Origin of the sequence: Caldicoprobacter faecalis (genome assembly GCF_900115765.1) — a bacterium.
GTDB classification, from domain to species: Bacteria; Bacillota; Clostridia; order Caldicoprobacterales; family Caldicoprobacteraceae; genus Caldicoprobacter; species Caldicoprobacter oshimai.
This window is the reverse complement of the sequence record NZ_FOXR01000031.1, coordinates 16,500-27,692: the sequence shown is the minus strand read 5'-3', so window position 1 is coordinate 27,692 and position 11,193 is coordinate 16,500. Positions and strand designations below refer to the sequence as shown.

Sequence of the window (11,193 nt, the reverse complement as noted above, 5' to 3'; positions counted from 1 at the left end):
TGGAGTATAAAAAAGCATCTTAATAGGTATATAAATTGGCTGAATTATTGATTTTTCAAGGTCTAGCAGTCAATATTTAACTGCGAAGTTTGAGTTATGTAAGTTAATCATTCTGGGTGTGAGTTAAATCATTCTATGTTAACATAGGGAAGAACCACCTTTATAAGCTTTTTAATTAGCTCCAGCTCTTTAGAAGAACACTTGCCAAGCAGCTCATTTAGCTCTTCATCACTTAGGCTTGTGTAATTATCGTGAGGTTCGTTAACGGAAGGTTCGGCACTGGGAATTTTCCCAAAAACAAGGTAATCCAAAGATATATGTAAACACTTCGCTATTTTAACTAGAACTGGAAGGCTCATCTGCCTCTCGCCTCGTTCTAACTGTCCAACGTAATAATCAGAAAGCCCAATGATTTCTGCGAATTCTTCCCTTGAAAGGTTTAGTTTTTTCCTTTCTGCACGTATCCTTTGGCCAATTGCTTTGTTATCAGGTTCTGTTCTGCTTGACATCTTATCCACTCCCGACTTTATATACTCTTACTTTACTCAATTTTGATGTTTATCTGAATTTGCAAGTTGTATATTTTTATGATTGCCAATTAGCCTATATATAATGTAAAATTATGTATAATGGTTATTGGCGAGGTGGTTGCGTGGACACCAAGACCAGCATTGAAATAGCCAGAAATTTACTCAATAACGCCATTGAAATGAATATGAGTAAAGAAATTATTTTTAAAATAAGCCAGAGGGTAGACCAGTACATTGTGAAGTATTATATAGAATATGGAGGTTTAAAAGGTGGATCTGAGGAAGAGAAAAGTCAATGAGTTGATTCTTATTGTTTTAATATCGGCCGACTTATCGTCATGGTTTATGGTACTTTTCATGGGCAAAAGGTATGCCTTAAATTACAGCCTGATATGGATGTTTATTATGACAGTCCAGATAATGAGCAAAGTGTTTTTCGGAGTTTTGGTTTATAATCTGTATAAAGAAGCATATACTGATATGCTGACCGGCCTGCACAGCAGAAGGTATTTCTACAAAAGGGTATTGAACAAGAAGATAAAACCACCTTTTTCGCTGCTTCTCATTGATATTGACAACTTCAAAAGCATAAACGACACATACGGGCATGTCGTGGGGGATTTCATATTGCGGCAGTTTGCTGATATTCTGCGAAGCAAGGCAAGAAAGGATGATATTATCGCTCGCTGGGGTGGAGAGGAATTTGTGATGGCTCTACCTGAAACCAATATAGATGAAGCCTTTAATATTGCGGATGCCATAAGGAAGGCGGTAGAGGGGCATTGTTTTTGCTGTGAAGGGGTTACATGCAGCATAACCGTAAGCATTGGCATAGCCTCAATTGACGGAAGAGCAAATATTGATGATATAGAGCAATTCTTTGTAACTGCGGATAAGGCCCTTTATAAAGCAAAGGAAAATAAAAATTATATAACGGTTGCCAAAATGTAGAATTACTCTGGGATAAAAAGTGTTGGGAAATATAATATTGACAAAACTGTTCTTAGTGTATATACTGTATATAAACACTAATATGTTAATATACAGGAGTGATCGCCCGGGCATGAATATCATTATTTCAAATTCTTCACAAGAGCCAATTTATGAGCAAATTGCAAGGCAGATTAAAAATATGATTATGCGAGGGGAACTTACAGAGGGGGATATGCTACCTTCCATAAGGAGTCTGGCGAAGGAATTACAAATAAGCGTTATCACTACAAAAAGGGCATACCAGGAATTGGAAAACGACGGATATATTGTAACGGTTCAAGGAAAAGGTTCTTTTGTGGCGGCTCAAAATAAAGAGCTATTGAAAGAGATGCGCTTAAAAATTGTGGAAGAAAAACTGGCGGAGGCAGTGGATGCTGCCAAAACCATAGAATTGACCCTCGAGGAAATGCAGGAAATGTTAAGAATACTTTATGAGGAGGTATAGTATGGCGCCTATTTTGGAGGTCAAAGGTCTTAAAAAAGAGTTCAAGGGTTTTGCTCTAAAAAATATAAGCTTTACTTTGGAAAGAGGATATATTATGGGCTTTATTGGTCCAAATGGTGCAGGGAAGAGCACAACTATAAAACTCATAATGAATTTGCTTAAAAAGGATGGTGGGGAGATTAAAGTTTTTGGGCTTGACAATATTAAACACGAAAAAGAGATAAAGAATAGGATTGGGTTTGTATTCGATGAAAACTATTTTTATGAAGAACTAACGGTAGCAGAGATGAAAAGAGTGATAGCGCCTTTGTATAAAAATTGGGATGATGGCGCTTTTAATAGGTACCTGAAGGAATTTTCACTACCTCCCGATAAAAAGATAAAAGAATTATCCAAAGGGATGAAGATGAAGTTCTCTCTTGCTGTGGCGTTATCGCACAATGCAGAATTGCTTATAATGGATGAGCCGACTTCAGGCCTTGACCCAATCATACGAAGTGAACTGCTGGATATATTAACTTCTGTCATACAGGATGAAAACAAGGGGGTATTCTTTTCGACCCATATCACTTCGGACTTGGATAAGATAGCGGATTATATAACATTTATCAATGATGGCAGGATTATATTTTCCTGTCCTAAAGATGATATCTTTGAAAAATACGCACTGGTAAGAGGGCCGAAGGAAATACTCAATACAAGCATAAGGCAGCACTTCATTGGTATAAAGGAAAACCGGTTTGGTTTTGAGGGGCTTGTCAAGGATAAGCATCAGCTTAACAAGATGTTCAAGGATGGGATTGTCATCGATAAACCGTCTCTTGATGATATAATGCTGTATTTTACAAGGAGGGTACAAAATGTTTAATTTAATCCTGAAGGATATATTAATCCAAAAAAAGACTTTCCTGTTTGGTGCAGTCTATATAATGATTATAATATTATCCTTCCAGCAGATTGGAAGTCCTATGGTTCCAGCAAGCATTATAGCCTTAACATATGTGATGACTCAGTATGCCTGCGCTTATGATGATAAAAATAAAGCAGATATGCTGTTAAACAGCCTGCCGTTGGGTAGAGACACCGTGGTAGCTGCCAGATATCTTTCAACGTTTGTTTTTTTAGCAATTGCTGTTGTTTATTATATTGTACTCGCAGGCATTATAAGCGTACTACGGTTACCTGTTAGAGTATATCCCGTGTCATTTGAAGACATTGCAGGGTGCTTATTTTCCTTGATTGTAATGACCAGCATTTACTTCCCTGTGTTTTTTAAAGTAGGTTATATAAAGTCTAGAATGGTCAACTTTGTTTTATTCTATGGCTTGTTTTTTGTGGGTGGAATGCTTGTACCGGAATTAGTGAAGGATAAGAACAGCGAGCTTGCTAAATGGACTACTCGGCTTTTCAGCAACCAATGGGATGTGCATATAATAGCTGGGGCGTTTATCATAACTATTCTATTCCTTTCTACTTCATATATGCTTTCTTTAAAATTTTACCGAAACAGGGAGTTCTAAATCTATAGCTACTCAATTCTGCAGCCCATTATAATTATAAGAATTGGTCGATGCAGTATAGCCTTGATCAAAGGTATGGGAGCGGGGGTCATAAGTTTTTGCGAAAATTACCAAGCAGCATCTATGTCGTACAATATGAGAAAAATTATAAAAAAGTATTCAAATTTCCGAATTTTTATGTTATTATTTAACTGTATTGTTCAGTTTATGGGCGGTATCATCCCACTGTAGATATGGATATATTATCGAATATTTTTACATTAACTGAATAAATTATTGGCTTTCAAGGAGATAAGATAGCCATGAGCAAGGTAAGGCGAATATTCGTTGAGAAAAAGAAAGGTTTTGATGTCGAGGCGCAAGCGCTTTACAGGGATTTAAAGTACAACCTGGGGATAAAAGGCCTTAAGTATGTCAGGGTTATAAACCGATATGATGTGCAGGGGCTTTCTGATGAAGAATACATGGCGTGCAGAAATACTATATTTTCTGAGCCCCCGGTGGATATGGTATACGATGAGGAGTTCCCTTTGAGGGATGGCGAGCAGGCCTTTGCCATAGAGTACCTACCGGGGCAGTATGACCAGAGGGCCGATTCGGCCAGCCAGTGCATACAGCTTTTGACCAGGGGCGAGAGGCCGCTGTGCCGTACCGCCAGGGTCATCGTCTTAAGCGGCGATATCTCAAAAGAGGAGTTTGATAGGATAAAGGGCTACTGCATAAATCCCATTGAGTGCAGGGAAGCCTCTTTCGAAAAGCCGGGGTCGCTTGAAGTCGAGGTTGAACCTCCGGCTGATGTGGAAACGATAGAGGGATTTACACGGTGGGGAAGAGAGAAGCTGGCTGAGTTCATAGAAGATAAGGGTTTTGCCATGTCGCTTGACGACCTGGAGTTTTGCCAGGGCTACTTTAAGAATATCGAAAAAAGGGACCCTACAATAACCGAGCTTCGCATGCTGGATACCTACTGGTCCGACCACTGCCGCCATACCACATTTTTAACGAAGATTGAGAACATTGAAATTGAGGATGGCAAGTATACCCGTCCAATAAAAGCTGCACTTGAAAGCTATCTGGATTCTAGAAAGTTCGTCTACGGTGACAAAGAGCACGATAGGGATATTTGCCTTATGGACATAGCCACCATTGCCATGAAGGAGCTTAAAAAGAAGGGCATGCTGGACGACCTGGAGGAGTCCGACGAGATAAACGCCAGCAGCATTGTGGTTGACGTGGACATAAATGGCCAAAAAGAGCAGTGGCTTGTGATGTTCAAAAACGAGACGCACAACCATCCTACTGAGATAGAGCCGTTTGGGGGGGCGGCCACCTGCCTTGGAGGGGCCATAAGGGACCCTCTGTCGGGACGTGCTTATGTGTACCAAGCAATGAGAATTACGGGAAGCGGTGACCCCAGGACCCCGATTGAGAAGACCCTCCCTGGGAAGCTGCCGCAGCGCAAGATAACCACGGTAGCTGCTCAAGGATTCAGCTCATACGGGAATCAAGTTGGCCTTGCCACGGGACAGGTGGTAGAAGTTTACGATGAGGGATATGTGGCAAAGAGGATGGAGCTGGGTGCGGTGATCGGTGCCGCACCAAGGCACAACGTGGTGAGAGGAAAGCCTGAGCCCGGCGATGTCGTAATACTTCTCGGCGGAAGGACTGGCCGTGACGGGTGCGGCGGTGCTACCGGTTCGTCCAAGGAGCACGATGAACAGTCGCTGGTAAAGTCGGGTGCCGAGGTCCAAAAGGGGAATCCGCCCACCGAAAGGAAGATCCAGAGGCTTTTCAGAAACCCTTCGGTGAGCCGGCTTATCAAGAAGTGCAATGACTTTGGCGCCGGCGGCGTGGTGGTGGCCATAGGTGAACTGGCCGACGGCCTTGAGATAAACCTGGATGCCATACCCAAAAAATACGAGGGGCTGGACGGCACCGAGCTTGCCATATCTGAATCACAGGAGAGGATGGCGGTGCTGGTATCGCCCAAGGATGTACAGGCTTTTATCTCGGCTGCAGCCGAGGAAAACCTGGAGGCCACGCCGGTTGCGTATGTAATCCGTGAACCCCGGGTCAGGATATGGTGGCGGGGGAAGCTCATAGTGGATATAAGCAGGGAGTTTTTGAATACCAACGGAGTCAAAAGGAAGAGCAGGGCGGTGGTATCAGCCCCCTCGGAAGAGGGTAACTTCTTTGAAAAGTTACCTCAAGAGGTATCGATGTGCAATGTCGATATAAAGAAGGCATGGCTCAACAACCTTGAGAGGCTCAATGTTTGCAGCCAGAAGGGCCTTGTTGAGAGGTTTGACAGCACCATAGGCGCCGGGACGGTGCTTCTGCCATTTGGCGGGAAATATCAGCTGAGCCCTGCTGAAGGCATGGTGGCCAAGATACCGGTGCTTGAGGGCGATACATCTACCGGCACCATCATGACTTTTGGCTATAATCCTGTATTGGCCAAATGGAGTCCTTTCCACGGTGCCGTTTTTGCTATTGTAGAGGCCGTTTCAAAGGTGTGCGCTCTGGGCGGGGACTGGCGCCGCATAAGGTTTACCCTTCAAGAATATTTTGGTAAACCAGGGGAGGATCCGGTAAAATGGGGGAAGCCGCTGGCGTCCTTGCTGGGAGCCTATTATGCTCAGCTAAAGCTTGGCTTGCCCTCAATTGGCGGCAAGGACAGCATGTCGGGAACGTTCAAGGACATGGATGTTCCGCCCACGATGGTGGCCTTTGCGGTGGATACCGTTGACGTAAATCACGTGATTTCAACTGAGTTTAAAAAGGCGGGCAGCAAGGTTGTTTTGGTGCCGCTCAGGAGGGACTGCAACGGGCTGCCCGATTTTGAGCAGCTTAAAGCCAACTATACGAGGATTCACTCTCTCATAAAATCTGGCAAGGTGCTGGCCGCTTCCACCGTAAAGGCGGGTGGCATTGCCGAGGCAATAAGCAAGATGTGTTTTGGAAACATGTTGGGCTTTGTGTTTGAAAAGGTCGATGATTCAAGCGCACTTTTCAGGCCTGATTATGGCTCTATCATACTCGAGGTCCCCGGTGATGAGGACCTGGCAGCCCTGTTTGGTGGTATAGAGTATAAGCTACTGGGATACACCGATGAGAAACCCGAGATAAGCGTGAATGGCGTAAGGATAAGCCTGGAAGAGGCTTTGCAGAGGTGGGAAAAACCGCTGGAGGATGTATTCCCCACCAGGCTCCGAGAGGAGGTTCATCCTCAAGATAATCCCGATATGGGGCTGTTTACGCGGGGCATACGCCAGAGACCCAGAGTCAGGATCGCAAAGCCCAGGGTGTTTATACCTGTATTTCCCGGGACAAACTGCGAATACGACACTGCCAGGGCGTTTGAGAAGGCAGGCGGAGTGGTGGACGTCTTCGTGATAAGGAATTTGACTCCACAGGACATTGAAGAATCAATAGAGGAGATGGTAAAACGTATAGACAATTCGCAGATCATAGCCATACCGGGCGGTTTCAGCGGAGGGGACGAGCCCGACGGTTCGGGCAAGTTCATAGCTACCACATTTAGAAACCCGTATATAAAAGAAGCGGTGATGAGGCTTTTGAAGGAAAGGGACGGACTTATTTTAGGCATATGCAATGGTTTCCAGGCGCTTATAAAGCTGGGTTTGGTGCCCTATGGAGAGATAAGGGATATGACCGAGCACAGTCCCACTCTTACCTTCAACACCATAGGTCGCCATGTTTCCCGTATGGTCTATACTAAGGTGGTATCGAATCTTTCACCGTGGTTTTCCAAAGTGAGGCCCGGCGATATCCATGCCGTTGCGGTATCCCACGGCGAGGGCAGGTTTATTGCCTCACCTGAGCAGGTAGCCGAGCTGTTTAGAAACGGGCAGGTGGCCACCCAGTATGTGGACTTTGAGGGGAAGCCCACCTATGATATACGCTTTAACCCAAACGGTTCGCTCATGGCCATAGAAGGTATAACCAGCCCTGATGGCCGCGTGCTGGGCAAGATGGGGCATTCTGAAAGGATAGGCACTAACGTCGCCAAAAATATACCGGGCGAGAAGGACCAGAAGATATTTGAGGCCGGCGTTGAATACTTCATGTAATGAGTTTATATCTGGATTTAAAGATAGCTATTGAGGGATAATGTGGATATTGTTTGACGGGATATTTTTCAATAGTAGAGTACCCTTATTACTTCGATGGCGGCTATATAATCTTTGAGACACTTTCAAAAATGCCGGCCCCAATATCAATCATTTTTTAGCGCTGAAGAGAAATAAAATAACGCAATTTTGCTCTTGTGTGTGGGTCGATAATGTTATAAGATAAAATGGTGTTAAATGTTATGCTAAACATTACATTGTGACACAGCTTAAACTTATTGTTAAGGCAGCTTGATAATTATGGAGGAAATATAATGATTGCCATTATAGATTACGGCATGGGTAACTTGCGGAGCGTTCAAAAAGCATTTGAATATGTGGGTTGTGAGGCGGTGATCACGCAGGACCCACAGGTGATCTTAAACGCCAGCCATGTGGTGCTGCCGGGTGTGGGAGCCTTTGGGGATGCCATTCGAAATTTGGAGAGAGCCGGATTGATAGACGGCATATACAGGGTTGTGCAGGACGGCAGGCCTTTTCTGGGCATTTGCCTGGGCCTTCAGCTGCTATTTGAGAGGAGCTATGAAGGAGGGGCCTTCAAGGGGTTGGCGTTGTTGCCGGGGGAGGTTAAAAGGCTTCCTGAGGAGCTTAACATAAAGATACCGCACATGGGCTGGAATGAGCTAAAATACAGAGCCAACCCTATATTTGAAGGGCTGGATGACCCGTGCTTCGTCTATTTTGTTCATTCATACTATGTTGAGCCAAGGGTTTCCGAGCACGTTATCGGGACTACCTTTTATGGAATGGATATAACGGTGGCGGTCAACAAGGACAACATATACGGGCTTCAATTTCATCCCGAGAAAAGCGGGGTAGAAGGTCTGAAGATGCTTAGGAATTTTGCAAGGCTTAAGTAATGGAATATAATGTAGTAATTGGTTATGAAAACGGCCGGGATGCCCCTTGTCCATTTGCAAGGAAGGCAAATTGCTGGTATTTCCGATGGGATTGCCTGGAAGGTGTGAATTTGCTATAAGCTGAGCTTGAGGAGGATTTGCGGAGTTCTGCTTTGAAGGTATCATTCCGCAAGGCAAGGGTTATCCATTGAGATGGGGACGGTTCAATAATGGGATGCCGAAAGTGCATTGATGGTATAAGCAAGAATGCGTACAAGAATATGGTGGGTGATGTCGGTAATATGCTTACAAAGCGCATAATCCCTTGCTTGGATGTTGATGGCGGAAGGGTGGTCAAGGGTACAAACTTTCTCAATTTAAGGGATGCCGGAGATCCGGTCGAAATAGCGAGGCTATATGACCAGGCCGGTGCCGACGAGCTTGTGTTTCTCGACATTACTGCATCAGCTGAAGCTCGTAACATAATGCTTGATGTGGTGGCCAGGACCGCCGAGCAGGTTTTTATTCCGCTGACGGTGGGCGGCGGTATACGCAGCCTCTCGGATTTCCGAGACATACTCAAGGCCGGTGCCGATAAGGTCTCCATAAACTCTGCAGCCGTGCGCAACCCTGGCCTTATAGAGGAAGCGGCTTCAAAGTTCGGCAGCCAGTGCGTTGTGGTAGCCATAGATGCCAAGAGGCGACAGGATGGCACGGGATGGGATGTTTACATCAACGGTGGAAGGATAAACACCGGCAAGGATGCTGTCGAGTGGGCAGTAGAAGTTGAAAAAAGAGGTGCCGGAGAGATACTGTTGACCAGCATGGATGCCGATGGTACCAAGGATGGGTATGATATAGCTCTGACTAGAGCCGTAACGCAAGCGGTCAACATACCCGTTATTGCATCAGGCGGCGCAGGCCGGTTGGAGCATTTCTACGATGTGATAGTGCAGGGAGGGGCCGATGCCGTCCTGGCGGCTTCTCTGTTTCACTATAGGGAGCTCACCATCTCGCAGGTAAAGGAGTACCTGGCAGAGAGGGGCATACCGGTGAGGAAATAGATGCTGCATGTAAATTGTTTATGAATCTAAGTTCACGAGAGAAAGGGGTATTTGGTTTGAAGCACGAAGTGGTGCTAATACTCGACTTTGGAGGGCAGTACAGCCAGCTTATTGCCAGACGGGTAAGGGAAGCCAGCGTATACTGCGAGATACTGCCCTTTGATGTTTCAATCGATAGGATTAAATGTTTGAATCCCAAAGGGATTATACTAACGGGAGGACCTGCGTCGGTTACCGAGCCGGGCGCGCCTTTCTGCCATCAGGAGGTGTTTGAGCTGGGCGTGCCTGTGCTGGGAATATGCTATGGTATGCAGCTTATGAGCGTCATGCTGGGTGGTGAGGTTGCCCGGGCCGAACAAAGGGAGTACGGTAAAACCGAAGTAACGCTTGATCCCTCCAGCCAGCTCTTTTACGGCCTGGAGGAGCAGACCGTCAGCTGGATGAGCCATACCTATTATGTGAGCAAGCTTCCAGAAGGGTTCAGAGTTACGGCAAGGTCAGCCAACTGCCCTGTGGCGGCCATGGAAAATCCTCAGAAAAAGCTGTATGCGGTGCAGTTCCACCCCGAAGTGGAGCATACGGTTAAGGGGAAGGAGATGCTCAAAAACTTCCTGTTTGGGATATGCGGATGCGCAGGAGACTGGAAGATTTCATCCTTCATTGAGGATGCCGTTGAGGATATACGCCGAAGGGTTGAGGACGCATCGGTGCTGTGTGCCCTGTCGGGCGGCGTAGATTCATCGGTGGCGGCATTGCTGGTGCATAAAGCAGTGGGCGACAGGCTTACCTGTATTTTTGTTGACCACGGGCTTTTAAGGAAGAATGAGGCTGACCAGGTTGAGAATGTCTTCAAAAATAGGTTTAATATAAATTTCATAAGGGTGGATGCGGCCGATAGATTTTTGTCCAGGCTGGCCGGCGTAGCTGACCCCGAAAAGAAGAGAAAGATTATAGGCGAGGAGTTCATAAGGGTTTTCGAGGAAGAGGCCAGAAAGCTGGGAAAGATTGACTATCTGGTGCAGGGTACCATATACCCCGACGTAATAGAGAGCGGTACGGGAAATGCCGCGGTGATAAAGAGCCATCACAACGTCGGCGGGCTGCCGGTTGATATAGAGTTCAAGGGGATTATCGAACCGCTGAGAAACCTTTTCAAGGACGAGGTAAGGAAGGTGGGAAGGGAGCTGGGGCTTCCCGAAGAAATAGTTTCAAGGCAGCCTTTCCCGGGCCCAGGCCTGGCGGTAAGGGTGTTAGGCGAGGTGACGAGGGAGAAGCTGGAGATCCTCAGGGAAGCCGACCATATATTCCGTGAGGAAATCGATAAGGCCGGGCTGTCAAAAGACATAAGCCAGTATTTCGCAATACTCACCGGCATGAAGACGGTGGGCGTCATGGGAGATGAGAGGACATACGATTACGTTGTGGCGCTGAGGGCGGTTGTGACCACCGACTTTATGACGGCGCATTGGGCAAGAATACCCTACGATGTGCTGGAAAGGGTATCTACCCGAATCGTAAACGAGGTAAAAGGCGTAAACAGGGTGGTTTACGATATCACCACCAAACCCCCTGCCACAATTGAGTGGGAATAACGGTGAAAAACCCTGTAAACCTCGGAAGGTTTATAGGGTTTTTTGCGTTGTGCTGT

General features: G+C 46.0%; 10 protein-coding genes. 9 read left to right on the top strand and 1 reads right to left on the bottom strand.

What is annotated here, in order from left to right; all coding sequences use genetic code 11:
- Nucleotides 1–128: 128 nt before the first annotated feature.
- A complete protein-coding gene (locus tag BM241_RS10005; protein WP_092282681.1) occupies nt 129–509 on the bottom strand; it encodes a helix-turn-helix domain-containing protein in 381 nt (126 codons plus the stop codon).
- Between the two features lie 143 nt (nt 510–652).
- Here BM241_RS10005 and BM241_RS10000 point away from each other — a divergent pair, with 143 nt between their 5' ends.
- The 9 genes from BM241_RS10000 (at nt 653) to guaA (ending at nt 11,137) form a co-directional block, all read left to right on the top strand.
- Nucleotides 653–829 (top strand): aspartyl-phosphate phosphatase Spo0E family protein, encoded by a 177-nt coding sequence (locus BM241_RS10000; protein WP_242948370.1) that lies wholly within the window; start codon nt 653–655, stop codon nt 827–829.
- Entirely contained in the window at nt 801–1,481 is a 681-nt protein-coding gene (locus BM241_RS09995) for a GGDEF domain-containing protein (protein WP_092282679.1), read from the top strand. The genes BM241_RS10000 and BM241_RS09995 overlap by 29 nt, the downstream gene beginning before the upstream one ends.
- A gap of 112 nt (nt 1,482–1,593) precedes the next feature.
- On the top strand, nt 1,594–1,968 hold the full coding sequence (locus BM241_RS09990) for a GntR family transcriptional regulator (RefSeq protein WP_092282678.1): 375 nt from the start codon (nt 1,594–1,596) through the stop codon (nt 1,966–1,968).
- A gap of 1 nt (nt 1,969) precedes the next feature.
- Nucleotides 1,970–2,836: an ABC transporter ATP-binding protein gene (locus tag BM241_RS09985; protein ID WP_092282677.1), complete on the top strand. Its 867-nt coding sequence runs from the start codon at nt 1,970–1,972 to the stop codon at nt 2,834–2,836.
- Nucleotides 2,829–3,488 (top strand): ABC-2 transporter permease, encoded by a 660-nt coding sequence (locus tag BM241_RS09980; RefSeq protein ID WP_092282676.1) that lies wholly within the window; start codon nt 2,829–2,831, stop codon nt 3,486–3,488. The genes BM241_RS09985 and BM241_RS09980 overlap by 8 nt, the downstream gene beginning before the upstream one ends.
- A gap of 302 nt (nt 3,489–3,790) precedes the next feature.
- The gene (locus BM241_RS09975; RefSeq protein WP_092282675.1) at nt 3,791–7,582 is read left to right on the top strand and encodes a phosphoribosylformylglycinamidine synthase; all 3,792 of its coding nucleotides are present in this window, start codon (nt 3,791–3,793) and stop codon (nt 7,580–7,582) included.
- A gap of 314 nt (nt 7,583–7,896) precedes the next feature.
- Entirely contained in the window at nt 7,897–8,502 is a 606-nt protein-coding gene (gene hisH / locus BM241_RS09970; RefSeq protein WP_092282674.1) for an imidazole glycerol phosphate synthase subunit HisH, read from the top strand.
- Between the two features lie 281 nt (nt 8,503–8,783).
- The gene (gene hisF / locus BM241_RS09965) at nt 8,784–9,545 is read left to right on the top strand and encodes an imidazole glycerol phosphate synthase subunit HisF (protein WP_092282683.1); all 762 of its coding nucleotides are present in this window, start codon (nt 8,784–8,786) and stop codon (nt 9,543–9,545) included.
- Between the two features lie 20 nt (nt 9,546–9,565).
- Nucleotides 9,566–11,137, top strand: coding sequence for a glutamine-hydrolyzing GMP synthase (guaA, locus tag BM241_RS09960; protein ID WP_394328182.1), 1,572 nt, complete (start codon nt 9,566–9,568; stop codon nt 11,135–11,137).
- Nucleotides 11,138–11,193 lie beyond the last annotated feature (56 nt).

Coding starts and splice junctions, on each gene's coding strand:
- BM241_RS09980 (WP_092282676.1), top strand. CDS start 2,829: ATGTTTAATTTAATCCTGAAGGATATATTAATCCAAAAAAAGACTTTC.
- hisH (WP_092282674.1), top strand. CDS start 7,897: ATGATTGCCATTATAGATTACGGCATGGGTAACTTGCGGAGCGTTCAA.
- BM241_RS09975 (WP_092282675.1), top strand. CDS start 3,791: ATGAGCAAGGTAAGGCGAATATTCGTTGAGAAAAAGAAAGGTTTTGAT.
- BM241_RS09985 (WP_092282677.1), top strand. CDS start 1,970: ATGGCGCCTATTTTGGAGGTCAAAGGTCTTAAAAAAGAGTTCAAGGGT.
- hisF (WP_092282683.1), top strand. CDS start 8,784: ATGCTTACAAAGCGCATAATCCCTTGCTTGGATGTTGATGGCGGAAGG.
- BM241_RS09990 (WP_092282678.1), top strand. CDS start 1,594: ATGAATATCATTATTTCAAATTCTTCACAAGAGCCAATTTATGAGCAA.
- guaA (WP_394328182.1), top strand. CDS start 9,566: ATGAATCTAAGTTCACGAGAGAAAGGGGTATTTGGTTTGAAGCACGAA.
- BM241_RS10005 (WP_092282681.1), bottom strand. CDS start 509: ATGTCAAGCAGAACAGAACCTGATAACAAAGCAATTGGCCAAAGGATA.